Raw genomic sequence first — 24,898 nt, forward strand, 5'->3', positions numbered from 1 at the left:
ATGCAGAAATTCCGAATTCGCCTTAACTTTGTTTTTCTTATAATTATTGGTGCTCTTTTGCTTATCCTTGGCATTTATTTTGCGAAAATGTTGCAGTCTCTGTACATTGACGTGTTGGAAGAACGTCTTGCGACAGAAGCGCGTATTATCGCTGATGATGTGCAGTATGCTGGTTTGATGACCAGAACTGATCTCTTGCAACAACGCATGAAGCGGTTTGCTGATGATATTGGAGCACGCATTACAGTGCTTGATCGGCAGGGAGATGTATTGGCTGATACGGAGCATGATCCGGCAACGCTGCCGAACCATGCCAATCGGCCAGAAGTTCGCAAAGCGCTGGAAACAGGTGTGGGACAGGCTGTAAGGTATAGCGCGACGCTTCATTATGATATGATGTATGTCGCTGTGCCGCTGAAACAAGGGCAGGATATTAAAGGAATTGTACGCGCGTCTATTAAAGTGACACGTGTACAGGAAACCGTGAAAAAACTGTGGATGAGTCTCGGCGGTGTGCTTGTGTTCACGCTTTTGCTGTTTGGTTTCATCAGCACGCGCATTACGAAAAGCATTACCCAACCGATTGAAGAAATCACCCGGGTGGCTCGATGTATTACGCGCAAGGAGTTTAAAAACCGTATTCGCACGAACGCCAAAGGGGAGATTGGGCAGCTGGCCCAGGCGATTAATTTCATGGCGGTCAGCCTTGAGCAACAGATGTCAGCTATTCGGGAGAATGAGAAACGGCTGGAGAGTATTCTGAACAATATGTTCAGCGGAATGATGTTGATTAGTGATACGCGCCGCATTGCGATGATGAACACGGCTGCGGAGCAATTGCTGGGCTATAACGCGAAAGATTTTCTTGGCCATATCCATACCGAAGTCGGTAAGAATTCAGGCTTAAGCCAACTGATTGACCGTTGCCTGGAAACCGGAGAGAAAATACGTGAAGAAATTCATGTTTACTATCCTGAGGAGCATATTATTGACGTCAATCTGGGAGCGTATACGAATGAAGAAGGCGAAATCAAGGGAGTGATTGTGCTTCTGCACGATATTACCGCAATCCGCCGTTTGGAAAAAATGCGGAGCGAATTCGTTGCCAATGTCTCTCACGAATTAAAAACGCCGATTACTTCCATTAAGGGATTCACTGAAACGCTTTTGGATGGTGCGTTGGAAGATCCGGATATCAGCCGCTCTTTTCTTACGATTATTAATGAGGAAAGCGATCGTCTTAATCGCCTGATTACCGATATTCTTGATTTATCGAAAATCGAACAGAAAAAAATGCTATTGAAAATAGAAGAACTTAACTTTAGTAAGTTAATTAAAGAAACCGTACGAATTGTGCGGGAAGAAGCACGTGCCAAAAACATCGCCATTTATCTTCCTACGGAAGAAAACATTACACTGGAAGCGGATCGTGACCGCCTCCAGCAAATTGTTCTGAATTTGGTAAGCAATGCCATTACCTATACACCTGAAAACGGGGAGGTAACCATTACATTGTGTGAGCGTGAAGACAAAAGCGTGGAAATGATCGTTGCTGATACCGGGATCGGCATTCCGCCCGAACATCTCCCGCGCATTTTCGAGCGTTTTTACCGTGTGGACAAAGCACGCTCACGCGAATCCGGAGGCACCGGACTTGGACTTGCCATTGTTAAACATCTGGTAGAATCGCATCATGGCACGATTCATGTGGAAAGCCAAGAAGGGAAAGGGACGACATTTACAGTTATTCTTCCAAAATATCAGCCGCCAAAATTTTTAGGCTAGCGGGCTGTGGGCTGATTGTAACGCATAAACAAATAGATGCCACTAATAATCACAGCTGTTCCGATAAGTTGGGCGGCTGTTATTTTTTCGCCAAGAATAAAATAAGCGAGAATAGCGGCCCCGATCGGTTCCCCGAGAATAGCTACGGAGATGGTATTTACGCTTAACCACTTAATCGCCCAATTAAAAACCGTATGTCCAAGCAAAGTCGGAAAAACGGCAAGCCCGATAAAAACAAGCCAATCTTTTCCTGGATAAGGATACAAAGCGAAGCCGAGTGATAAATCGTATGCCAGTAATACAGAAGTGCTAATTGTATATACGACAAACGTATACATCATAAGGGAGAGGCGTTTACGAACGCTTTGTCCGAATAGCCAGTATCCCGTGACAGTTGCCGCGCCGAGAAGAGCGAGAATGTCACCGAGCAGCGCCGTGCCGCCGATGCGGAAATCGCTCCAGCCGATATATACGCTTCCGGCTACAGCCAGCAGACAGCCGATTATTCCCTCTAAGGAGACGCGTTCTTTAAAAAAGAAATAAGCCCCTACAAATGAAAACAGCGGCTGTAGGGTCACAAGCACGACCGAACTGGCCACTGACGTGTAGTTTAGCGATTCAAACCAGAGAATAAAGTGAAGCGCAAGAAATACCCCAGCTATCGCAGAGAAAACCCAATCGCGGGCGCATATGTTCTTTATTTCATGGGCATGCTTCCATAACACGAACGGAAGCATAAAAAGCACGGTAAATAACAGCCTATATGTGGCGATAACGCCCGCAGGCGCATCCGTAAGTTTTACGAAGATGGCGGAAGTGGAAACCGCGATGGTTGCGATGACAAGAGCTAGATAAGGTGAAAAAATCGGTTGTTTGTTCATAGCATCTCCTATTTATACATATTATGAATTTATTATAGATTCCTTATTTATGGTAAAGAAAATGATTATTTTTGACAATATTGAAAAAAGAAACTTTGAGGCTAGGCGAACCGTATTACATAATGAGAAAAAGATACGAGGAGGAAGCAGCGTGAGCGAAAAAAAAGTTGTACAAATGGGAAGTGAAAACTTTAAAGTGGGAAAAATTCTAAAATTTCTTATCCCTGTTATTATTCTTGTTATTTTAGCGTTTGAATCGTTTACGGTCGTTCCGCCTGGACACAGGGGAATTGTTGTGCAATTGGGCGCTGTGCAACCGAAAGTATTTGATGAAGGGCTTCATTTCAAAGTTCCGTTTATTCAGGAAGTAATGCCGATAGAAGTTCGTGTACAGAAAGCAGAAAGCAAAGCGTCTGCCGCTTCAAAGGATTTGCAGGTTGTGACAACGCAGATGGCGGTAAACTTTCACATTGATCCAGCGTCCGTTAACAAATTGTATCAAAATGTTGGTATAGATTATAAAGCGAGAATCGTTGATCCGGCCATCGGAGAGGCACTCAAAGCGGTCGCGGCCCGCTATACGGCCGAACAGCTTATTTCCAAGCGTTCGGAAGTTAGCCAGCAGGTAAAGGAGTTGCTTGCTAAAAAGCTAAGCACATATCATATGGCACTTGACGAAGTAAATATTACTGAATTTAAATTTAGCGATGAGTATAATCGCGCGATTGAGCAGAAACAAATCGCGGAACAGCAAGCACTGAAGGCGAAATTGGATCTTGAACGGGTGAAGATTGAGAAAGAGCAAACCATTACCAAGGCGCAGGCGAACGCCGAAGCACTTCGCCTACAGAAGGAAAACGTAACGCCTGAACTCGTAAAATTGCGCGAAATCGAGGCACAAATTCAAGCGATTGAGAAGTGGGACGGTAAGCTGCCAAGCACTACCGGTGGAGCCATTCCGTTCCTGAATGTTCAAAAGTAAAAATCCATGTTACAGGTAGTCTGGCGCTGTCCTTTTTATGGACAGCGTTTTGTTTTGTCTTCAAACTCTATGGTATGATGGAAGCGTATATGCTTATTTCGCTAAAGAATAGGGCGTGGAATGGAAATGAACGAGAAATTAATGATTATTGACGGCAACAGCATTGCCAACCGGGCTTTTTACGCACTTCCTCTTCTGACGACAGAAGAGGGTTTGTATACAAATGCGGTGTACGGATTTACCACTATGCTGTTGCGCATGATGGAAGAGGAGAAACCGACACATTTGCTGGTAGCGTTTGACGCGGGCAAGGTTACATTCCGGACGGAAGAATATAAAGATTATAAAGGCAAACGTCTAAAAACGCCGAGTGAGCTGTCCGCGCAGTTTCCGCTGTTGAAAGAATTGCTCGAAGCTTTTGGCGTCAAGCATTACGAGCTGAACGGGTACGAAGCAGATGATATCATCGGAACGATATCCGCGCGGGCGGAAGCAAACGGCTTTGAGACGCTGATCGTATCTGGAGACAAGGATATGCTGCAACTCGTCTCAGATAAAACGCATGTCGCCTTGACACGCAAAGGTATTAGCGAAGTGGAAAGGTATTCTCCGGCTGAGATTGATGAGAAGTATGGTCTGACGCCTGCGCAGATTGTTGATTTAAAAGGACTGATGGGTGACACCTCTGACAACATTCCTGGCATTCCGGGGGTTGGCGAGAAAACAGCGCTTAAATTACTGCATGAATTCAAGACGGTGGAAGGCGTTCTTGAGCACGTTTCTGAAGTAAAAGGTAAAAAGTTGCAGGAGAAAATCGAGGCACATGCGGATGATGCGCGCATGAGCAAACAGTTAGCCACAATTCTTCGTGATGCGCCGATTGCACTTTCGCTCGATGAGCTTAAATATCAGCCGTATGAACGGGAAAAGGTTGTGCCGGTACTGGAGCGGTTCGCTTTTAAATCCCTGCTGGAGCGTCTGGGCTTTGATTCAGCGGAAGCGGACGCTTTGTTGCAACAGGAAGAGAAAGAGATCGAATTTGTGACGATTACAGAAGAGAACAGGGATAAGTGGGCGGACAAACTAACGTCGCCTATGGCGGTCATGGTAGAAGTGGACGCAGAAAATTACCATGGAGCTCCGATTCATGGCGTTAGCCTGGTGAGCGAAGATGTACGGCTGTATGTGCCGTTTGGGCAGGTCAAATGGCCAGCGCTTGTGGAGTGGATGGCTGACCCAGAACAGAGGAAATGGATATATGATGCTAAGCGCAGTCAGGTGGCGCTTGCATGGAAGGGCATTTCGCTGGAAGGGATCAGCTTTGATGTATTGCTTGCTTCTTATTTAAGCAATCCATCGGAGACGAATCATCAATTGTGTGATGTGGCGGAAAGATACGGCATCAAGCTGGCCTCTGACGAGACGATATATGGAAAAGGAGCCAAACGCTCCGTACCGGACATATCGGTTCTAGGGCCGCACATTGTGCGCAAAGCGGATACCATCTATCGTCTTTATGATAGAATGAACAGTACTTTGAGAGAAGAAGGGCTTACAGATCTGTTGTATGATTTAGAATTGCCGCTTGCGGCCGTGCTCGGCGCAATGGAGAAACGCGGCGTACGTGTGGATAAAGAACGGCTCGATGAAATGGGTGTGGAGCTTAAGGAGAAGCTTGAAGGGCTTACCAAGGAAATTCATCGCCTTGCCGGCACGGAATTTAATATTAATTCGCCGAAACAGTTGGGTGAGATTTTATTTGAAAAATTGCAACTGCCTGTGATCAAAAAGACGAAGACCGGTTATTCAACGAGCGCCGATGTGCTTGAGAAGTTGGAGGGAGCCCATGAAATTGTGCCGCTTATTCTTGAATTCCGCCAGCTGGGTAAATTACAGTCAACGTACATTGAAGGATTAAAGAAGGAAATTCATGAAGAAACAGGTAAAATTCATACATCATTTAATCAGGCGGTTACAGCGACCGGACGTCTAAGCAGCACGGAGCCAAATCTGCAGAACATTCCAATCCGCCTGGAAGAAGGAAGAAAAATTCGGCAGGCATTTGTGCCGTCTGAGCCGGGCTGGTATATTCTTGCCGCCGACTATTCACAGATTGAATTGCGCATTTTAGCACACATTTCGCAGGATGAAAATTTAATTGATGCGTTCCGCAAAGATATGGATATTCATACCCGCACCGCGATGGATGTATTTGGGGTAGAAGAAGACGAAGTGACATCGCTTATGCGCCGTCAGGCAAAGGCGGTTAATTTTGGCATTGTGTACGGGATCAGCGATTACGGTTTATCGCAAAACTTGCATATCACGCGAAAACAAGCGGCTGAATTTATCGAACGTTATTTCTCCGTCTTTCAGGGAGTTAAGCGTTATATGGACAATATTGTCGTTGAGGCAAGGAAAAATGGGTACGTAACAACGATGTTGAATCGCCGCCGGTATTTGCCTGATATTAATAGCAGTAACTTTAACCAGCGTAGCTTTGCCGAGCGTACGGCAATGAACACGCCGATTCAAGGGACGGCGGCTGATATTATTAAACTGGCGATGGTGAATGTGGCGCGGCGGATGGAAGACGAGAAGCTGGCGAGCCGCATGCTTTTGCAGGTGCATGATGAATTAATTTTTGAAGTGCCAGAGCACGAACTTGAAACGATGTGCAGGCTTGTACCGGATGTGATGGAAAATGCACTACCGCTGGATGTTCCGCTGAAAGTGGATGTGAATTATGGAATAAACTGGTACGAAGCGAAGTAGAAGTAAATGTAGAGAAAGCGATAAGCAAAGGAGAGAAACTGAATGCCAGAATTGCCAGAAGTGGAAACGATCAGGCGCACGCTAAGCAAGCTGGTCATCGGCAAAACAGTTGCCGATGTTATTGTGGGTCTGCCGCGCTTAATTAAAGCACCGGATGATGTCATGCAGTTTGTTGAGTTGCTGAAAGGGCAGACAATCCGGGAAATCGGTCGGCGCGGAAAGTTTTTGCTTTTTTGTCTGGATGATTATGTGCTGGTGTCTCACCTGCGTATGGAGGGGCGTTACGGTCTCTATCGGACAGGAGATGAAGTAGAAAAGCATACGCACGTCATTTTCCGGTTTACGGACGAAACGGAACTGCGGTATAAAGATGTGCGTACTTTCGGGACAATGCACTTGTTCCCGAAAGGACAGGAAATGGCTGGCCCTCCTCTTCATAAGCTGGGACCGGAGCCGCTGGATGAAGCATTTTCCGCAGCTGTTTTGAAAGAAAGGCTTGGGCGGAGAAAAACAAAAATAAAGCCTTTATTGTTAAACCAGGAAATTATCGTTGGTTTGGGGAATATTTATGTTGATGAGGCGCTGTTTCAGGCCGGGATCCATCCAGAGAAAACCCCGGACGAACTAACGGATGATCAATGGGAGAAACTGCATGTGAGCATTGTACAAATTTTGCAGAAATCCATTTCATTAGGCGGCTCGTCCATTAAGTCATATGTAAATGGACAGGGAGAAGCGGGCCGTTTCCAGCACACGTTAAAAGCATACGGGCGTACGGGAGAACCTTGCTTCGTATGTGGCACCCTGATCGAAAAATTTGTTGTCGGGGGCCGTGGCACACATATTTGCCCGAATTGCCAGCCACGCAATTAAGAGGCACCCCTTTCTTTCCTTCTCATATACTGTAACAGGTGCCCATGCAAAATAAAGCGCACGAAGAATAATGGATGGGAAGGAGGAAATAAGGTGCTGCACATTTTTTCACTCCTGGTGCTGGCTTTTGCGGTCAGCCTTGACGGTTTTGGTGTCGGGGTTACGTACGGAATGCGCCGCATTAAAATTCCGGTGCGTTCCGTTCTTATTATTACCGCATGCTCGGCACTGGTCATTCTCGTTTCTATGTATCTGGGCAAGTGGTTGACCTATTTTTTATCGCCCATTGCCACACAGTATGTTGGCGGCTTGATTTTAATTGGCATCGGGCTATGGACAATATATAATGTGAAGCACCAGCAAGCGCGCGAAGAACAAGGGGAAATGGAACAAGAACGACAGATCCAGGAACCTCGTTCGCTAGTTGCTTTTGAAATCAAGTCGCTCGGTCTTGTTATACAAATTTTGAAAAGACCTATTGAAGCGGATATTGACCGTTCCGGGACAATTTCTGGAGTGGAAGCCATGTTTCTGGGGCTTGCTCTTTCTTTAGACGCATTTGGCGCGGGGATCGGCGCGGCGCTTATTGGATATGAACCTTGGGTAACGGCGCTGCTAATCGGAGTAAGTAACTGTTTGTTTATTTTGACCGGTTTAAAGCTTGGATTTATCTACTCGGAAGCGGATTGGATGAAGCGGATGACGTATCTGCCAGGGGTGCTGCTGATTATGTGCGGTTTTTTTAAAATGATTTGAGAGCGAGTTGAAAGGACATGATTGTTGGATTAACAGGTGGCATCGCTTGCGGTAAAAGCACGATATCCCGGATGCTGGCCGAGCGCGATGCCCGTATTATCGATGCGGATATTATTGCGCGTGAAGTCGTTCGACCAGGTGAAAAGGCCTGGTCTCTTATTGTCGAGCGATTTGGACGAGGGATTCTGCTTGACAGTGAAGAGATTGACCGGGTTAAATTAGGTTCGATCGTGTTTGCCGATGAAAAAGCGCGGCTTGCTTTAAATGACATTGTACATCCGGCGGTACGGCAGCGTATGCGTCAGCTGACGCAGGAAGCGCAGGAAGAGGGCGTGTCACTTATTGTATTAGACATTCCGCTTCTTTATGAATCAAAGCTCGAATATATGGTGGAAAAGGTAATCGTTGTCTATTGCACACCCGAACAGCAGTTGGAACGGCTGATAAAGCGCAATGGATTCAGCGCGGAAGAGGCGCGGCGTCGCATTGCGTCACAGATGCCAGTAGAAGAGAAAAAGCTCCGCGCGGATTATGTAATTGACAATAGCGGCACGTTAAAGGAAACAGAGGAACAGGTGGATGAACTGATGGAACAGCTGCTTTCGTCAGATAAAGGCGCGAAACGATAAAGTACGATTGTAGTGAAGGGGTTGAGGATGAAACGATTGAATCGAAAACATGCATTATTTTTCCTATGTCTTCTGGTGGTTTTTCTGCTGTTGGACGCGCCTGTTATCTGGAAAGCGATGTACCCTGTATATTACAAAGAGGAAATCCGTAAATCGGCGCGGCAGTTTGAGGTAGATCCGTATCTAATTATGGCGATTATTCAAGTGGAATCCAAATTTGATAAGAACCGCGTATCGAAAAAAGGGGCTATTGGCTTAATGCAGGTAATGCCTGCGACCGCGGAGTGGGCAATCCGGCAGACAAAAATGTCGCCTATGGCGGTCGATTATTTGGACGAACCGGATACAAATATTTTTCTTGGAACATGGTATGTTTCATTTTTGTACGAAATGTTTAATCATAACCCGTATGCTGTGATCGCGGCGTACAATGCTGGTCCAGGAAATGTTAAAAAATGGATGGAGCGCGGAGTCTGGGATGGAACACCAGAGCATATTTCACAAATTCCGTTTGGCGAAACACGGCATTATGTACAGCGAGCATTATACTACAAACAACGGTACGAAAAAATTTATGCGGACGAGTTTGGCGTTTTGAAGTAAGACAAGCAGCAAAATGAGTTTCTGTTTTATTCAGAGAAAGCAGGACTGTATTTTGCTGCATTTATTTTGTTTGAATATTTAGAAATTAATAAATTTGGGTTGGCATATTGAAAAAAGTGTCATACTTATTATAATAAATACTTGTAATAGTATGGAACATATCCGGGGAGGAGAACGTATTAATGACGACACGAATTGCCATTAATGGATTTGGACGTATTGGACGGATGGTATTCCGTAAAGCGATGAACGATCCGGAAGTTGAAGTGGTAGCAATCAACGCGAGCTACCCTGTTGAAACGCTTGCTCACATGATTAAGTATGACACAATTCACGGTAACCTTTCCGATAATATAGAAGTAAAAGATGATATGATTATCGTAAACGGTCGGGCTACGAAAATTGTTTCTGACCGCGATCCGGTTAATTTGCCGTGGAAAGAATTGGATGTCGAAGTTGTTATTGAAGCGACAGGCAAGTTCCGAGATAAAGAAGGCGCAGGCAAACATATTACAGCTGGCGCGAAAAAGGTTGTTATCACCGCACCGGGCAAAGACGACGACGTAACAATTGTCATGGGCGTTAACGAAGATATGTACGATTACGAAAAACATCACATCATTTCTAACGCTTCCTGCACAACTAACTGCCTTGCTCCAGTAGCAAAAGTGTTAGACGAAGCGTTTGGCATCGAATATGGAATGATGACAACCGTACACTCCTACACAAATGATCAGAAAAATCTGGACAATCCGCATAAAGATCTGCGGAGAGCACGTGCGTGCGGGCAGGCAATTATCCCGACGACAACAGGCGCTGCTCGGGCGGTTGGACGCGTGTTGCCGCAGCTGCAAGGCAAGCTGAACGGTTTTGCACTCCGCGTTCCGACACCGAACGTATCCGTGGTCGATCTGGTGGTAAATGTGAAGAAAAGCGTAACGGTGGAAGAGGTAAATCGCGTGCTGCGCGAGGCGAGCGAGGATAGCATGAAAGGAATTCTCGGCTATACGGAAGAGCCACTTGTATCTGTAGATTTTAACGGCAATGAGAATTCTTCCATTGTTGACGCGCTCTCTACAATGGTAATGGGTGATAAACAAGTAAAAGTGTTGGCTTGGTATGACAACGAGTGGGGCTATTCCTGCCGTGTGCTTGATCTGACAAAGCATGTGTCCGCCGCTGCTTACGCGAAAAAAAAACAGGAAGTAACTGTGTAATTACGGTTTGAAATGGTATTTCCGGCATAGAAAGACGGGACAATCCATATCGGGTTGTCTCGTTTTCTTATGTTTTTGGACTTGACTACAGCTTTTTTCTGGGACAAACTAGGGAAAAGTACGCAATGGAGTGGGGTTGATGACATGCGTTGTCCTTATTGTGCTCACAACGGAACAAGGGTACTCGATTCGCGCCCGGTAAACGATGGAAAGTCGATTCGACGGCGTCGTGAGTGTGAAGAGTGCACAAGGCGTTTTACTACATTTGAAGTCGTGGAAGAAACACCGTTATTAGTCGTGAAAAAAGATGGCGCCCGTGAAGAATTCAGCCGAGAAAAAATTTTACGTGGAATCATCCGGGCCTGTGAGAAGCGTCCAGTTCCCTTAGAAACACTGGAGTCGATCGTCGATAAAATTGAACGAGACCTGCGCAACAGTGGCAGATCCGAGGTGCAAAGCAAAGACATTGGGGAATTGGTCATGAATGCGCTCTATGATGTTGATGAAGTGGCATATGTGCGATTTGCTTCTGTATATCGTCAGTTTAAAGATATTAATGTATTTGTCCAGGAACTTGAAGAATTAATTCGTAACAGCAGGAAAAAAGAATAGAACACGAGCCGGTCACGCGGTGTAAGATTGCGAAGAATAGCGGCGGTGATGCTATAATAAAAAACGAAAAAATTGATGGCATAGGGAGTGATACGGGTGAGATGGCAGGAGACCGTCCCGAATGATCCCTACCTTATCCGGGTGAGGCGGCCGATTAGCAATGTGGAACTCAGTTATTTGATTCATCTGTACCAACCGCTGGTCGGGGCGCTACCTGTCGCACTGTACCAGACATTGCTTTATAACCTTTCGCTGGCGAATTTTTCGGCTGTGCAGGGGTTGCATTATAGATTAATGGTAACAATGGCAGTTCCATTGAATGTCATTGTAAAGGCGAGACATCAATTAGAAGCGATCGGACTTTTGGAAGTATATCAAATTGAGGCGGACGGACAGCGTATTTTTGAATATATTTTACAGCCACCTCATTCGCCGGATATTTTTTTTAGTGACGACACGTTAAGCATTATGCTTTTGAATCGGGTAGGTAAAGAATTTTATCGCAAGCTGCGGCGCCAATTCTCGATCCCGGAGGAATATCGTTTGCCGGAGAATGTGGAGAGAAAACGGATTACGAAAGCGTTTGACGAAGTGTTTTATCATCTTTCCCTGAGTGAAATTACGGTAGAAAAGGGCACTGAGACGTATAATTTCCTTAAAGACGTGAGGGAAGAAAGTCCGCTGCCCTTGTTTGATCCGATGGCGGCGACGCGGCTAAATTACGCGAACTCTCGCCTTGATTTTGAGTTTTTGGAAGCTTCGCTTCCTAAGATGATTAAAAAAGATGGGCTGTTTACGAAAGAAGTAAAGGCTGAGTTAGAAAGCCTGGCCTTCCTATATGGCATTGATAATGAAACAATGGCTCGCTTTTTGCAAGAGCCTTCTGTCATCGAATATGATACGATTGATACCGCTTCGCTACGCCGTCTGGTAAAAGACTGGTTCCGCAGGGAGAATGGCCGGGCCCCAAAAATCGTGTCACGGGAAGAAATTGTGTTTCACTCAGATACGGTGGAGACAGAACGGAAAGAGCGGGAAGAAAAGGCGCTGACGGAGGCGGAAAGTCATGCGTTGCGCCTATCTTCCCTTTCGCCTTTTCAACTTATAGGACTTTATCAGAGAGGAGCCAAGATTGCTCCAGCCGATCAGAAGATCGTTGAAGAATTGCTTGAGGAGTATCAGCTTCCTCCTGGAGTAGTGAATGTGCTGCTGGAGTACGTTATGATGACATATGACCGGCAGCTGCCAAAAGACATCATTTATAAAATCGCCGGTCACTGGAAGCGGAATAACATTAGAACTGTACAAGAAGCGCAGCGCCAGGCCCGGCAATTTTATTCAGAACGGAAAAGTGCCAAGGCGGCTTCTGCCGATAAAAAAGTGTTTACTCGCGCCTCTTCTGGCGGACGAAGCAAGCGGCGTAAAGACGAGATTCCGCCGCTCATACTGGAGCAGTTGGAACGGCAAAAAAACCAGGTGACAGAGGAAAAAACTGCAAAATCATCCAAGGTGGAAATGATAGATGAAGAGTATGAAAGAAAGCGAAAACGAATGGAAGAACTGTTGAAAGCGCTGGGAGAAAGCAAGCAGTAAGGGAGAGGAGAATATGCAGCGTGTGAATAAACTATTGTCTTCTTATAAGGTAAACGGGCGCTATTCATTCGAGGAAATTGTCAATGAAGTGACGGTAAAGCCGGAAGTTATAGAGTTGAGAAAAAAGCATCCTGAGATTGAAACGATTCATATTATGCGATCCCTTTCCCGTATCAAGCAGGCTATTGATGAAGCGGGCCATTGCCGCCGTTGCCCCGGGCTTGCCAAATGTCCGAATCTATTGTGGGGCCACAGGGCGGAACTTGGCTGGACCGGGGTGTCCATTGAAGTGCGCCATACTCCTTGTAAGCTTTATATGCTTGACAGGCAACAAAAAGAACGAGAAAAGCTAATTCGTACACACCATATCCCGAAGGAAATTTTGGCTGCTTCTTTTGCTTCAATAGAGGGAGATAAAGAGAGAATTGATGCGATCAATGCCGTTATGAATTTTTGTGTAACGGTCGAGCCCGGAAAGCCAGGGACAAAAGGGCTGTATTTCTACGGTCCGTTTGGCGTCGGCAAGAGCTACATGATGGGTGCGGCTGCCAAAAAGCTGGCTGAGCGCGGCATTGCTTCGCTTATGGTGTATACGCCCGACTTTTTCCGGGAAATTAAAGATGCGCTGAATGATAATACGGTTCAAGAAAAAATCGCGGTGCTGAAAGAAGTGCCCGTACTTATTCTTGATGATATCGGAGCTGAAACGCTTTCGCCTTGGGCACGTGACGAAGTCCTAGGCGCGATTTTGCAATACCGGGTAAGCGAAAATTTACCTGTGCTTTATACGTCGAATTATACGTATGATGAACTGGAGGAGCACCTTGCTCATTCGCAAAAGGCAGGGGTCGAACAGTTAAAAGCGATGCGAATTATGGAACGGATCCGCTATTATACGGATGCGTACAAGGTGGATGGAATCAATCGCCGTATCGGCAAATAACTGTAAAGAAAGACTAGATGAGACAATGGAAAAAGGACGAGCGGGCAGTTTACATGAGTTTTTTTACTTGTAGTGAATGACAAAAAGTGAAGACGAACGAAGTGGCCTGATGGAGCAGTAGGCAAGCAGGGGGCATTGTGTTACCATTAAAGGGTGAATGTAACGTTTGGAGGGATAAATCGTGGCGATTGACCAAATATTGGAACGAGCGCTGGCCGGGGAACGGCTGGAATTGGAAGATGGCCTCCGTTTGTATGAAAGCGATGAAATCGAAAAAATGGGTTACTATGCTAATAAAGTGATGGAGAAGTGGCATCCGGAGCCGATTGCAACATTTGTAATCGGGCGCAACATTAACTATACAAACGTGTGCGACACATACTGCCGTTTTTGTGCCTTTTATCGTCCGCCAGGATCGGACGAAGGGTATGTACTTCCGGATGAAGAAATTTTTAAGAAAATCCAGGAAACGGTTGATGTACAGGGAACGGAAATTTTGATGCAGGGAGGAACCAACCCGAATTTGCCTTTGGAATATTATACAAATTTGTTGCGCAACATTAAGAAGCGTTTTCCAAGCATTCACATGCATTCGCTGTCTGTGGCGGAAATCGTAAAAATATCCGAAGTATCGAAGAAACCGGTAGAGGAAGTGTTGCTTTTGCTTAAAGAAGCAGGACTCGACTCTTTGCCGGGTGCGGGTGCGGAAATTCTTGATGACCGGACGCGGAAAAAAATCAGTCGCCTAAAAGGCTCTTGGAAAGAATGGATCGATGTGATGAAAACCGCTAATCGGGTCGGTCTGTCAACAACAGCCACCATGGTTATCGGATTCGGTGAGTCGATGGAAGAGCGCGTGCTGCATTCGTTGCGTATACGTGAAGCGCAGGATGTAATGAAAGCGGAAGGTGGGCCTGGCTTCCTCGCTTTTATTTCTTGGACGTTCCAGCCGGACAACACCAATCTGAAAGCAGAGCGGCTTCCGGCCGAAGAATACTTAAAGAATGTGGCAATTACGCGCTTGCTGATCGACAATATCCCGAATTTCCAGTCTTCTTGGGTCACCATGGGGCCTGAAGTGGGCAAGTTGTCGCTTTCCTATGGTTGCAACGATTTTGGATCGACGATGATGGAGGAGAACGTAGTATCTGCTGCGGCCTGTACGTATAAGGTAAACACGAACCATATTTTGCAGTTGATTCGGGAAGCCGGCAAAACTCCGGCGCAGCGCAACACAAAATATGAAATCTTGCGCGTCTTCAAGGAAGGCGAAATGGCAGAAACCGATTTTGTGATGCAGAACTAGTAAGTATTTATAAATGAGCAAAAATGAATACAATAAATAGGGCTTTTCAGGACTGATTGTACAGTATAGATGCGTAAACGAAAGAAGCGCACATACATAGCAGTATGAGACATTTTCTTTCCTGCTCTGGTAAGGTTATACCATAGGAAAAGAAAAATGTCTCTCTTGTTTTTTATAAGGAGCATCTTTGGCCTTCACCTCATGTCTTTTCGTTTATAAAAATCAGGGTGTCGTAAGAATACGTGAGTATTCGTAAGAAAAACTTTAATTCATAGAGGGAGAGTAAGATGAATAAAACGGTAAAGGTTTTGGCTTGGGGTTTTGGTATCTGCTTATTATTGGTTGTCAGTTTAGTCATCTCGTTTAAAATTGGAACAAAGGGAAGCGAAAAGGAAATGGCCAAGATTAAGGCACAAGCCGAAAGTTATGTAAAAGAAAGATTTACAAGGCCAATGAAAGTATATGATTCGATGTATGATAACATGGGGAATTTCTCCTATTTTGACTATGCTGCCAAAGTGTATTCAGTTAATGAAAACAATCTATCTTTTCTTGTTTTTTATAATCAGGATACAAAGCAATTAGAGGATAACTATGTGGCTAGTAAATGGGGAAGGGATTTGGAAAAAGACTTGTTTCCTTTTGTAGAAAAAGAATGGGGAAAAGTAGATCACTTATGGGTAATATACGACGAACGGGTAGGATATGATTATGAAATCGACGTAAATAAAATGCCTGCTTATAATACCGTAGCAGCGAAGCCATTGATTATTATTGCCATTCCTCGAAAAAAAGAAGCGAAGGATAATGAACGGTATGATAAAACAATTGCGTTTTTGAAAAATCAATTAAAGCTCCAACATGCAGGTGTCTCTTTTGAATATATAAAGGACGGGGTTATTCTGGAGAAAGAAGGAATTTCCCGTGAATTTTAAGAAAGGACGATAATTTTGAGTGCCGGTCTTTACCTTTTTCTTCTTATTTTCAATTCTTTACTTTCAATCATGGTGTTTCCTGGATTTGTTCGGACATGGAAACAGCTCAAGACGGGTAGGATGAAAGGCAGAGCAGTCGTTGTAGCGTTTTCTATTATTTGGTTGTGGATAGTCATTCTTTATCAAACTTTTGTTTATCTTGGATTTATAGATTAAGGGGTGACCGTATCGAAACGGGGGAATGGTACGCTATTTTCACTGTTAAACCGTTATGTGTATGATAGCAAGGATCATGTTGTCGATACGAACTATGGCGAGAAAGACAACAATAGCAAGATGAAATAAAATGACCGCACAAAAAAAAGACCCATTGAACAATCAATGGGTTCAAGGTAGGAGTGGAGAGATTAATTCAATTCCAGGAGGTGTCAACCCATTTAAGGGGGTTGTTTTTATTATAAACGTTTTTGAAAGCGTTATCAATATTATTTTCCAAATTTTTTAATCTTTTTTGAGGTTTTTTGATGGAACATCAGGAAAGAGGAAGTATAAGCTGGCTTGACTTTCACTTTCAGGATTACTATAATCAAAACAACAACATTATACTCAAAAGCAATGACAAGGACACGGTCCCAACCAACCGGTTTTCAGAGAGGAAAGTCGTAGGCTGTGAGCTTTCTAACACGAGGTTGTCGGACTACCCCCTTTAGCTGCCGACCGGAACGCGCATATGTGTCAGTATGGAAGGCCGGAATGACCGATTCCGTTATTTTAAATGAAGGGCATGGTTGGTGCATGTTAGCCTCCGTGCCGAAATAGGGTGGTACCACGAGAACAACACGCTCGTCCCTTGGGGGATCGAACGTGTTTTTTATTTTTATAAGGAGGAATTGTGATTATGTCTGTACTGCAAGTAACGCTGCCGGACGGTTCCAAACGCGAATACGAAGCCGGCGCAACTGTAGAAGATGTCGCTGCTTCCATCAGCCCGAGTCTTCGCAAAAAAGCGATTGCTGGTAAGGTGGATGGTAAGATTGTTGATTTAAAAGCAGTCATTCCACATGATGCTTCTGTGGAGATTTTGACGGAAGACAGCGAAGAGGCGCTTGAAGTGATGCGTCATAGCTGTGCGCATCTTATGGCACAGGCAATTAAACGTATTATTGGCGACGACAAAGTGCGCCTTGGCATTGGTCCGGTCATTCAGGACGGTTTTTACTACGATATCGACACCGATGTAACCATTACACCGGAGATGCTTGAGCAAATCGAAAAAGAAATGCAGAAAATTGTCAAGGAAAACCTGCCGATCGAGCGTCGCGTTGTATCCCGTGAAGAAGCGATCGGCATCTATAAAAAACTCAATGATCACCTGAAACTTGAGATTATTTCTGAACTGCCGGAAGACGCAGAGATCACGATGTATTATCAGGGCGAATTCTTTGATTTGTGCCGTGGGCCGCACGTACCTTCTACCGGAAGAATTAAAGCATTTAAGTTAATGAGCGTAGCTGGTGCATACTGGCGCGGCGACTCCGATCGTCAGATGCTGCAGCGCATTTATGGCACATGCTGGGCGAAGAAATCCGATCTTGATGAATATTTGCACTTCCTTGAGGAAGCCAGAAAGCGCGATCACCGCAAGCTAGGAAAAGAACTTGAATTGTTCATGTTTTCAGAAGAAGCTCCGGGCATGCCCTTCTACTTGCCGAACGGAATGATTATTCGCAATGAATTGGAAAAATATGCTCGTCAGCTGCAAATTGAGCGCGGCTATCAGGAAGTGCGCACGCCTCTCGTTATGAACCAGCGCCTGTGGGAGCAATCCGGTCACTGGGATCATTATCACGAAAATATGTATTTCACGGAAGTGGATAATACAAAATTTGCGTTGAAGCCGATGAATTGTCCGGGGCATATGCTTGTGTTCAAAAACAAAATTCATTCGTATCGCGACCTGCCGCTGAGAATGGCGGAGTTCGGCCAGGTGCACCGCCACGAATATTCCGGCGCGTTGAACGGAATGATTCGTGTCCGCACATTTACACAGGACGACTCGCACATTTTCGTACGTCCGGATCAGATCGAATCCGAGATTAAGCATGTGATTGAATTGGTCGATAAGATTTACGGCGTATTCGGCTTCCCGTACAGCGTCGAACTGTCTACCCGTCCGGAAGATTCCATGGGTAGTGACGAACTGTGGGAGCTTGCGGAGCGTTCGCTGCAAAACGTGCTGGAAGAGTTAAAAATTCCATACCGCATTAATGAAGGGGACGGGGCGTTCTACGGTCCGAAAATTGACTTTCACATTCAGGATGCGATTAAGCGGAGCCATCAATGCGCGACGATTCAGCTCGATTTCCAGATGCCGGAGAAATTTGATCTCGCTTATGTGGGAGAAGATAACGCAAAGCATCGTCCGGTTGTTATCCACCGCGCGATTTACGGTTCGATCGACCGTTTTATCGGTATTCTAACCGAGCATTTCGCAGGCGCGTTTCCGACATGGCTGGCTCCGGTACAGGCGAAGTTGATTACAATCGCTGAGCCGCATATGGAATACGCGGAAAAAGTGAGAGAAAAAATGGCGGAAAAGGGGATCCGCGTTGAAGTGGATAGCCGTAACGAGAAAATTGGTTACAAAATCCGTGAAGCGCAGATGAACAAAATTCCGTTCATGCTTGTTATCGGCGATAAGGAGAAAGAGGACGGTACGTTGTCCGTGCGCCGTCGCGGTGAAGGCGATCTCGGAGCGAAGAAAGTGGATGAAGTGATCAAACTTATTCTTGACGAAATCGAGACAAAGAAATATTAAGGTTAGCAGGAAAAAAGAATTAACGCCAGTCATTCATGATGCAAAAAGACCCTGTTTTTAGTAAAAACAGGGTCTTTTTGCATATTTTTTACGCTGAAATCACGGAACGCCATTCTTTTCATTTGTATGACGTAATCATGTCACTATCTCAAATGTGATTTTTTATAATGTAAAATTGTTTATTTCTTTCTTTAATTCATCTGATATTTTATGAAGCGAATTTGTCGATGCAACGATTTTTTCCGAGAACGTAAGCTGTTCCTTGGATGAATCAGCAACACTGCGAGTATTTTGCGCAGTGTTTTCGGAAATGTAAGCAAGTTGCTCAAAGGAGGCAGTTAATTGTTCGGTGCTTGCTGATATTTCTTCCGTTGCTGCGGAAATGTCTTGTATTTGCCCGGTGACATTTTGAATAGATTGCAGAATCTCTTGAAATGCGACACCGGCTTTATTAACAACCGCGGTGCCTTGCTGAGCTTCCTGGGTTCCCTTTTGTATTTTTTCAACAACCTGCATCGTCGTTTTTTGTATCGTTTCAATTAAATGATAAATTTGTTCGGAAGACTCTTTGGATTGTTCGGCTAATTTTCGCACTTCATCCGCCACAACTGCGAATCCTTTTCCGTGTTCGCCTGCACGAGCGGCTTCGATTGCCGCATTGAGGGCCAGTAGGTTTGTTTGATTTGCAATATTGCCAATCACCTCAACTATTTTTCCGATTTCCTTTGAATGCTGGTTTAATGTCTCAATAATCGAGGCGGATTCCTGGGCGGATGAGTTAATTGAGCTTATTTGTGCAACGGTTTCGTCTATGATTTCATTTCCCTGTTTCGCTTTCATTAGAACCTGCATAGTCGATTCTGAAACGTTTGCAGCCGATTCGGCAATGCGTTGTATGCCGATAGCGATTTCATTCATCGCTTTCTTGTTTTCTTCCATTCCCTGCATTTGTGTTTCTGCACTTTCGGAAATTTTTTGCACATTGCTCGTTATTTTGTTTAATGTTTCGGAAGAATGTTCAGATGAAGCAAGAAGTTCCTGAGCAGAAGCAGTTACGTGGCTTGTTGTTTCATTTACTTTTTTGATAAGAGTACGCAGATTAGACATCATGTAATTAAAAGAATTGGATAGTTGACCGATTTCATCTTTCGATTCGTACTCTATCTTTGCATTTAAGTCTCCCTGGGCTGCTTGTTCAATAGCCATAACAACCTTTTTTAGTGGGTTGATCACTAACCATTGCGTAAATAAGGCAATGATGATTGTTGTCGAAAAGAAGCTAATAAAAGTATTAACATATAATTCAATACGTTCATTTATAAACTGATCAATAAGAGAGTTTAGATAGGCGGAGGCAAAAAAGCTGACGAGCAGACTTATGATAACAGCAACGATCATTTTGTTCCGTAGACTTCGTTGCACAGACGCGATGTCAGTAAACATGAATTCATTTTTTGTTGAGGAATTTTTTCTATATGACATGTTATTCTCCTCCTTAATTGCTTGTTTTTAATATAAATTTTATAATAAATAGAACTTTATTCATAGTTCTATATTACATGTTAGAAAACAGAAAGTTTCTTTTCAGGAAAATTATCCTTTCTGAAAAAATTACAAAAATAAGGGGACAGCCTTGACGGAGTAACCGGCATCCGCTATACTACTAGAAGTGTAAAGAATATAACGGAATCCAAAGCAGAAGCACCCGCTTCTCACCTGCATGATGCACATGGTGTTGTCGACAGGTATGCTTAATCCATAATATCGGGTTATATTTATGGAATAGAATGCGGGCGCAGTGTGTCCGCATTTTTGCTTTGGTCCAAAATCTTTTGGAGGTGGCAGGCTATTAGCAAAGAGCATTTAGTCAATGAGGAAATCCGCGCTCGTGAGGTTCGTTTGATTGACACGGATGGTCAACAGATCGGGATCGTTTCTTTGCGAGAAGCACTTCGTCTGGCTCAGGAAAAAGATCTTGACTTGGTGAACATGGCGCCGAATGCGAAGCCGCCGGTATGCCGTATCATGGACTACGGTAAGTTCAGATACGAACAGCAGAAAAAAGAAAAGGAAGCTCGTAAAAATCAAAAAGTGGTTGACGTGAAAGAGGTTCGTCTGTCACCGACTATTGAAGAGCATGATTTTCAGACAAAGCTGCGCAATACCGTAAAGTTTCTGGAGAATGGAAACAAAGTGAAGCTCACGATTCGTTTCCGCGGGCGTGCGATTACTCACGCTGAGCTCGGACAGCAAGTCATGGAAAAGCTTGCGAAAGAAGTAGAACACATCTCTACAGTAGAGCGCAAGCCTAAGATTGAAGGGCGCAGTATGATCATGATTCTGGCGCCAAAAAGCGACAAGTAATTTTTCTTGATTGGAGGATTTGTACGATGCCAAAAATGAAGACCCACAGCGGTGCTGCCAAGCGTTTTAAAAAGACTGGAAGCGGCAAATTGAAGCGTTCCCATGCGTTCACAAGCCATATTTTGGAGAAGAAATCTCCGAAGCGTAAGCGTAATCTACGCAAAGGTGCGCTCGTTTCTAAAGGCGATCAAAAACGTATCGCTTCTCTGTTAACGTACGTGAAGTAATTTTGATTTGAAAAATGTAGGAGGAGAACATCAATGCCAAGAGTAAAAGGTGGAAATGTGGCGCGCAAACGCCGCAAAAAAGTATTGAAGCTTGCAAAAGGTTATTTTGGTTCCAAACACCGTTTATTTAAATCCGCAAACGCGCAAGTCATGAAGTCTTTGCTGTACGCTTATCGTGATCGCCGTCAACGTAAGCGTGACTTCCGTAAACTGTGGATTACTCGTATTAATGCGGCAGCTCGTATGAATGGTTTGTCCTATAGCCGTTTTATGCATGGTCTGAAAGAGGCGGGACTGGAAGTCAATCGCAAAATGCTGGCTGACCTGGCTGTAAACGACAAAGAAGCGTTTGCTCAACTGGCAAACACGGCAAAAGAAAAGCTGAACGCGTAATTGAATACGTAGATGAAAAGCGGGGTAGAATAATGTTCTACTCCGCTTTTGCTTTATACCTGCTGTTCTTGCCTGGTGGATAGGTTGTCCCGTTTTCGGCAGCAGTAAACAAAAGCCGGCGGGATATTGAGTGGTACAAAATCGATGTCTACCTGTTCAAAACGCTTATGAAGCTGGCGTTTCATTTGTTGCGAATATTGGAAAGCGATGAATAAGCCGCCAGGTTTGAGCGCTTTTTCTACGCCGTCCATAATGGCATCGCGCAACTCTTGCGGAAAATTGGCGAACGGTAGCCCCGATAAAATATAGTCGAAATTTTGAATCTTGAGTTTGCACATTACGTTATAAATATCGGAAGCGTTATTGTAGTAGGATAAGTCAGGATACATGTTTTGAAGCCGGTTCCTCATGTTATCATCTTTTTCAAATACGACCAGTTTGCAGTCATTGCGTTTATTTTTACGCAAATATTCCGTAAAAATTCCGGTTCCCGCGCCCAGTTCAGCGATCGCTTTCGCATTTGCAAAATCAATCGGTTTTATCATCGCGCGAGCCAAAAAGCGGGAGCTTGGTGTTACACTACCTATGCTTCTTGGAGAACTTAAAAATTTATAGAGGAAAAGCAGTTTTCCCATGTGTTCCTCCTTGTGTGGGTATTGTCATTATTATAACAGTAACATACTTCTAGACCAAACAAATCCGTCGACAGGCGGAAAACACATTGAAAAAGGGTTTGGACAGGCGGATAGCGAAAAAGTAAAAGGAAAGAAGAAGTGAAGGAGGATATAGATATGGCTTTTATGAACCCATCGAACGAAGAACGGCGCAAGATTCTTGAAGAAGCGAAAACCATTGCTGTCGTTGGCTTGTCTAACAAACCGGAGCGGACGAGCTACATGGTGTCTCAGGCGATGCAAAACAATGGGTATAAGATTATTCCGGTCAATCCGACCATTGAAGAATCGCTTGGAGAGAAAGCGGTTAGCTCGCTGACAGAAATCAAGGAGCCGGTAGATATCGTCAACGTGTTTCGTCGCAGCGAAGAGGTAGGCCCAGTGGTAGATGACGCTATTAAAATCAAGCCGAAAGTAATCTGGATGCAGCAGGGTGTTTATAACGAGGAAGCCGCGAAAAAAGCGCAGGAAGCAGGGATTACCGTTGTTATGGATCAGTGCATTAAAGTGGATCATGCCTTGCTTGTAAGAAAATAAGCAAAAGCAAGGAAAACGTGCGGTCAATCCCGCGTCTCAAAAATCGTGAGATTTTAACTTTTCAGCCAAGAAGTCTCCCACTTCTAAACGTGAAGGTGCTTTCGTCACCAGTGAAAGTGGGGGATGAATTGGCTTCGGACAAGGACAGGCTAAAGCCTGTTCAATTGTCCGACATTTTGATAAAATCAACCTATGATGTTCTTTGATAACTGGATATATAGGGTTGCATGGAGAAATAAAAATGCGAAAACCAAGCTGACCCTTCCATGCGTAAAATATCCAAGGTAAGAAAGAACCCCGAATCGTCCATCTAGGGCAGGAACTGTCCGAAGTAACGCTCAAGGAGACGAAAGAGTACTTTCGTCGAGGAGTTGAGAAGCTCCCACTTCAAGCGTTAGCTAAGTGGCGAGTAGTTCACTAGCTCCCTAGGATCGTTGCTTTTTTCAAAAATCTCATGTTCATCAGACACTATATAAATCTAACTTGAATCTTCAACTTTTGTGTAATTGACGGAAATTTTGTCCATACTGCTCCTAAGAACCTACGATGGTAAAGGAGCGGAATCAAGAATGAAGCGAGTAAAAATTACGAACACTCATGGCTGGACAGCCAAAACATGACGAAAACAAGAACGGAAAGTCAAAGATCCTGCCTTACGAGCGCGTGTCATGGCGGTTCGTCTTGTCATGGAAGGCTATCTTGGAAAAGAGGTCGCCGCCATGCTCAATCTTCATCGTCAATCTGTCTCTACCTACGTTGCGATCTTTAACCAGGGTGGTGTAGACGCTTTACTCGAGCGGAAAAAATCGCCTGGAAAAGAACCGTATCTGACAGAAGAACAACAGGCGGAATGGAAACGAATCATTTTAGAAAGCACACCTGCCGAACAAGGACTGGAAATGTATGCTTCATGGGATACGCGCATCCTGCAAACGTTTTTGAAAGAAAAATTCGGCGTTTCCATGACTCGTGTTGGCATTCTAAAAATGCTCCGTCGGTTGCGTCTCCGTTATACACGTCCTACCTATACACTGGCGAAAGCCGATGCAAAAAGACAGGAAGCTTTTGTCACACAAATGAACATGATAAAAAAAACTTGATCACAGAGGATACGGTTCTGCTTTATGAAGACGAAAGCCACATTCGTTCCTATCAAGTACTGCGCTCTACATGGGCAGAAGTAGGCAAGCAGAAACAAATTCCTACTTATGGACATCACGTAAGTGTAACATTATTCGGTGTGGTCAACGTGCTGGACGGAGATGTTCTTTGTATGCAGTCAGATACGTGTAATGCCGAAGCTTTTCTTTCTTTTTTACAAAAAACATTGGAACGTTATCCAGAGAATTATATCGTAATGGTACTTGACAATGCACGTATTCATCACGCCAAACTCATTCAGCCATTTTTGGAAGAAAATAAAGAACGCCTCTACCTGATGTTTTTGCCGCCTTATTCACCCCATCTCAATCCGATTGAACGGTTATGGAAATGGATGAAAGAGAGCGTGATTGCGAATCGATTTCATAAAAACAAGAATGAAATCCAAAAATCCATTGATTCTTTTTTAGAGGGAATTAAAGATTGCACAGAGCAAGTGCTACAGAGAATTGGTTGCCTGCCCGAGATGTCGAAATGTTAAGTTAGATTTATATATATTCAAAACCTCCTTTACTGGGTATTGAAAATATAATATCTATTACATTTTGATTGAATGATTCTCCTTTTTTTAGCTCTTTACCAAATATTATATCATAAAGACATTTTTTTCCTATAACTATGTTAAAATAAGTAAAGGAGATAATTGAATCAATTTCATAACTCGGAGCCTTAGAGCCCCAAGGGTTTCAGGAGCTTAAAAAAGTAGCACCTCCCCAAGTTTTACTTACAAACATGTGTTAAAAACTCGATAATCCCTGTAAAAACGCAGTTTTTAATGGGTAATTATGAAATTGATTAAATTATTTAACGATTTGAAGATTTGTTTTCTCTACT

The 24,898-nt window shown here is 44.3% G+C and carries 23 protein-coding genes and 1 other annotated feature; of the genes, 20 read left to right on the forward strand and 3 right to left on the reverse strand.

What is annotated here, in order from left to right:
• A complete protein-coding gene (gene pnpS / locus K3F53_RS04185; RefSeq protein WP_057899689.1) occupies nt 1–1,785 on the forward strand; it encodes a two-component system histidine kinase PnpS in 1,785 nt (594 codons plus the stop codon).
• Here the strand turns inward: pnpS and K3F53_RS04190 are convergent.
• Complete coding sequence (locus K3F53_RS04190; protein WP_057899688.1) at nt 1,782–2,666, reverse strand: DMT family transporter; 885 nt, start codon at nt 2,664–2,666, stop codon at nt 1,782–1,784. The two genes, pnpS and K3F53_RS04190, sit on opposite strands and share 4 nt — an antisense overlap.
• 151 nt (nt 2,667–2,817) lie before the next feature.
• Between K3F53_RS04190 and K3F53_RS04195 the strand changes: the two genes are divergently transcribed.
• The 13 genes from K3F53_RS04195 (at nt 2,818) to thrS (ending at nt 18,708) form a co-directional block, all read left to right on the forward strand.
• Nucleotides 2,818–3,648: a prohibitin family protein gene (locus tag K3F53_RS04195; RefSeq protein WP_204244841.1), complete on the forward strand. Its 831-nt coding sequence runs from the start codon at nt 2,818–2,820 to the stop codon at nt 3,646–3,648.
• 126 nt (nt 3,649–3,774) lie between these two features.
• The gene (polA, locus tag K3F53_RS04200; protein ID WP_091259843.1) at nt 3,775–6,423 is read left to right on the forward strand and encodes a DNA polymerase I; all 2,649 of its coding nucleotides are present in this window, start codon (nt 3,775–3,777) and stop codon (nt 6,421–6,423) included.
• Between the two features lie 42 nt (nt 6,424–6,465).
• Complete coding sequence (mutM, locus tag K3F53_RS04205) at nt 6,466–7,296, forward strand: DNA-formamidopyrimidine glycosylase (RefSeq protein WP_091259778.1); 831 nt, start codon at nt 6,466–6,468, stop codon at nt 7,294–7,296.
• Between the two features lie 93 nt (nt 7,297–7,389).
• A complete protein-coding gene (gene ytaF / locus K3F53_RS04210; protein WP_091259780.1) occupies nt 7,390–8,052 on the forward strand; it encodes a sporulation membrane protein YtaF in 663 nt (220 codons plus the stop codon).
• Nucleotides 8,053–8,069: 17 nt separating this feature from the next.
• Nucleotides 8,070–8,681: a dephospho-CoA kinase gene (gene coaE, locus K3F53_RS04215; protein WP_091259782.1), complete on the forward strand. Its 612-nt coding sequence runs from the start codon at nt 8,070–8,072 to the stop codon at nt 8,679–8,681.
• A 27-nt stretch (nt 8,682–8,708) separates the two neighbouring features.
• Complete coding sequence (locus K3F53_RS04220) at nt 8,709–9,284, forward strand: lytic transglycosylase domain-containing protein (RefSeq protein WP_057899684.1); 576 nt, start codon at nt 8,709–8,711, stop codon at nt 9,282–9,284.
• Between the two features lie 182 nt (nt 9,285–9,466).
• Nucleotides 9,467–10,501 carry a glyceraldehyde-3-phosphate dehydrogenase gene (locus K3F53_RS04225; protein ID WP_057899683.1) on the forward strand — a complete coding sequence of 345 codons (1,035 nt, stop codon included), beginning with the start codon at nt 9,467–9,469 and terminating at the stop codon, nt 10,499–10,501.
• Between the two features lie 144 nt (nt 10,502–10,645).
• Nucleotides 10,646–11,113, forward strand: coding sequence for a transcriptional regulator NrdR (gene nrdR, locus K3F53_RS04230; RefSeq protein WP_057899682.1), 468 nt, complete (start codon nt 10,646–10,648; stop codon nt 11,111–11,113).
• Nucleotides 11,114–11,209: 96 nt separating this feature from the next.
• Complete coding sequence (locus K3F53_RS04235) at nt 11,210–12,706, forward strand: replication initiation and membrane attachment family protein (protein ID WP_139184886.1); 1,497 nt, start codon at nt 11,210–11,212, stop codon at nt 12,704–12,706.
• A 13-nt stretch (nt 12,707–12,719) separates the two neighbouring features.
• Nucleotides 12,720–13,649 carry a primosomal protein DnaI gene (dnaI, locus tag K3F53_RS04240; protein ID WP_220559366.1) on the forward strand — a complete coding sequence of 310 codons (930 nt, stop codon included), beginning with the start codon at nt 12,720–12,722 and terminating at the stop codon, nt 13,647–13,649.
• A gap of 178 nt (nt 13,650–13,827) precedes the next feature.
• Nucleotides 13,828–14,955: a cyclic dehypoxanthinyl futalosine synthase gene (gene mqnC, locus K3F53_RS04245; protein ID WP_057899679.1), complete on the forward strand. Its 1,128-nt coding sequence runs from the start codon at nt 13,828–13,830 to the stop codon at nt 14,953–14,955.
• Nucleotides 14,956–15,242: 287 nt separating this feature from the next.
• The gene (locus K3F53_RS04250) at nt 15,243–15,890 is read left to right on the forward strand and encodes a hypothetical protein (RefSeq protein WP_057899678.1); all 648 of its coding nucleotides are present in this window, start codon (nt 15,243–15,245) and stop codon (nt 15,888–15,890) included.
• 898 nt (nt 15,891–16,788) lie between these two features.
• On the forward strand, nt 16,789–18,708 hold the full coding sequence (gene thrS, locus K3F53_RS04255; RefSeq protein ID WP_057899677.1) for a threonine--tRNA ligase: 1,920 nt from the start codon (nt 16,789–16,791) through the stop codon (nt 18,706–18,708).
• Between the two features lie 162 nt (nt 18,709–18,870).
• Here thrS and K3F53_RS04260 read toward each other — a convergent pair whose 3' ends face one another.
• A complete protein-coding gene (locus tag K3F53_RS04260; protein ID WP_057899676.1) occupies nt 18,871–20,190 on the reverse strand; it encodes a methyl-accepting chemotaxis protein in 1,320 nt (439 codons plus the stop codon).
• Between the two features lie 205 nt (nt 20,191–20,395).
• Nucleotides 20,396–20,530, forward strand: a sequence feature (ribosomal protein L20 leader region).
• Here K3F53_RS04260 and infC point away from each other — a divergent pair.
• From infC to rplT, 3 genes are all read left to right on the forward strand, one after another.
• Complete coding sequence (gene infC, locus K3F53_RS04265; RefSeq protein WP_082706087.1) at nt 20,509–21,072, forward strand: translation initiation factor IF-3; 564 nt, start codon at nt 20,509–20,511, stop codon at nt 21,070–21,072. Its footprint overlaps the feature before it by 22 nt.
• 26 nt (nt 21,073–21,098) lie before the next feature.
• Entirely contained in the window at nt 21,099–21,299 is a 201-nt protein-coding gene (gene rpmI, locus K3F53_RS04270; protein ID WP_057899675.1) for a 50S ribosomal protein L35, read from the forward strand.
• A gap of 33 nt (nt 21,300–21,332) precedes the next feature.
• On the forward strand, nt 21,333–21,692 hold the full coding sequence (gene rplT, locus K3F53_RS04275; RefSeq protein WP_057899674.1) for a 50S ribosomal protein L20: 360 nt from the start codon (nt 21,333–21,335) through the stop codon (nt 21,690–21,692).
• A 53-nt stretch (nt 21,693–21,745) separates the two neighbouring features.
• On the opposite strand, the gene K3F53_RS04280 is transcribed toward rplT, so the two are convergent.
• Entirely contained in the window at nt 21,746–22,327 is a 582-nt protein-coding gene (locus tag K3F53_RS04280) for a class I SAM-dependent methyltransferase (protein WP_057899673.1), read from the reverse strand.
• A 156-nt stretch (nt 22,328–22,483) separates the two neighbouring features.
• Here K3F53_RS04280 and K3F53_RS04285 point away from each other — a divergent pair, with 156 nt between their 5' ends.
• From K3F53_RS04285 to K3F53_RS04295, 3 genes are all read left to right on the forward strand, one after another.
• Nucleotides 22,484–22,903 (forward strand): CoA-binding protein, encoded by a 420-nt coding sequence (locus K3F53_RS04285; protein ID WP_057899672.1) that lies wholly within the window; start codon nt 22,484–22,486, stop codon nt 22,901–22,903.
• A gap of 668 nt (nt 22,904–23,571) precedes the next feature.
• Nucleotides 23,572–24,003, forward strand: coding sequence for a winged helix-turn-helix domain-containing protein (locus K3F53_RS04290; RefSeq protein ID WP_327874982.1), 432 nt, complete (start codon nt 23,572–23,574; stop codon nt 24,001–24,003).
• On the forward strand, nt 24,000–24,545 hold the full coding sequence (locus tag K3F53_RS04295) for an IS630 family transposase (RefSeq protein WP_082706086.1): 546 nt from the start codon (nt 24,000–24,002) through the stop codon (nt 24,543–24,545). Before K3F53_RS04290 ends, K3F53_RS04295 begins: the two co-directional genes overlap by 4 nt.
• The last annotated feature ends 353 nt before the right edge of the window (nt 24,546–24,898 follow it).

This window comes from Aneurinibacillus thermoaerophilus, assembly GCF_019603355.1.
Lineage (GTDB): Bacteria > Bacillota > Bacilli > Aneurinibacillales > Aneurinibacillaceae > Aneurinibacillus > Aneurinibacillus thermoaerophilus.

Bases quoted from the DNA above. Each gene is read 5' to 3' on its own strand.
- K3F53_RS04250 (WP_057899678.1), top strand. From the start codon at position 15,243: ATGAATAAAACGGTAAAGGTTTTGGCTTGGGGTTTTGGTATCTGCTTA.
- K3F53_RS04285 (WP_057899672.1), top strand. From the start codon at position 22,484: ATGGCTTTTATGAACCCATCGAACGAAGAACGGCGCAAGATTCTTGAA.
- K3F53_RS04225 (WP_057899683.1), top strand. From the start codon at position 9,467: ATGACGACACGAATTGCCATTAATGGATTTGGACGTATTGGACGGATG.
- rplT (WP_057899674.1), top strand. From the start codon at position 21,333: ATGCCAAGAGTAAAAGGTGGAAATGTGGCGCGCAAACGCCGCAAAAAA.
- rpmI (WP_057899675.1), top strand. From the start codon at position 21,099: ATGCCAAAAATGAAGACCCACAGCGGTGCTGCCAAGCGTTTTAAAAAG.
- polA (WP_091259843.1), top strand. From the start codon at position 3,775: ATGAACGAGAAATTAATGATTATTGACGGCAACAGCATTGCCAACCGG.
- mutM (WP_091259778.1), top strand. From the start codon at position 6,466: ATGCCAGAATTGCCAGAAGTGGAAACGATCAGGCGCACGCTAAGCAAG.
- pnpS (WP_057899689.1), top strand. From the start codon at position 1: ATGCAGAAATTCCGAATTCGCCTTAACTTTGTTTTTCTTATAATTATT.
- coaE (WP_091259782.1), top strand. From the start codon at position 8,070: ATGATTGTTGGATTAACAGGTGGCATCGCTTGCGGTAAAAGCACGATA.
- K3F53_RS04290 (WP_327874982.1), top strand. From the start codon at position 23,572: ATGGCGGTTCGTCTTGTCATGGAAGGCTATCTTGGAAAAGAGGTCGCC.
- K3F53_RS04260 (WP_057899676.1), bottom strand. From the start codon at position 20,190: ATGTCATATAGAAAAAATTCCTCAACAAAAAATGAATTCATGTTTACT.
- nrdR (WP_057899682.1), top strand. From the start codon at position 10,646: ATGCGTTGTCCTTATTGTGCTCACAACGGAACAAGGGTACTCGATTCG.
- K3F53_RS04280 (WP_057899673.1), bottom strand. From the start codon at position 22,327: ATGGGAAAACTGCTTTTCCTCTATAAATTTTTAAGTTCTCCAAGAAGC.
- dnaI (WP_220559366.1), top strand. From the start codon at position 12,720: ATGCAGCGTGTGAATAAACTATTGTCTTCTTATAAGGTAAACGGGCGC.
- K3F53_RS04190 (WP_057899688.1), bottom strand. From the start codon at position 2,666: ATGAACAAACAACCGATTTTTTCACCTTATCTAGCTCTTGTCATCGCA.
- thrS (WP_057899677.1), top strand. From the start codon at position 16,789: ATGTCTGTACTGCAAGTAACGCTGCCGGACGGTTCCAAACGCGAATAC.
- K3F53_RS04220 (WP_057899684.1), top strand. From the start codon at position 8,709: ATGAAACGATTGAATCGAAAACATGCATTATTTTTCCTATGTCTTCTG.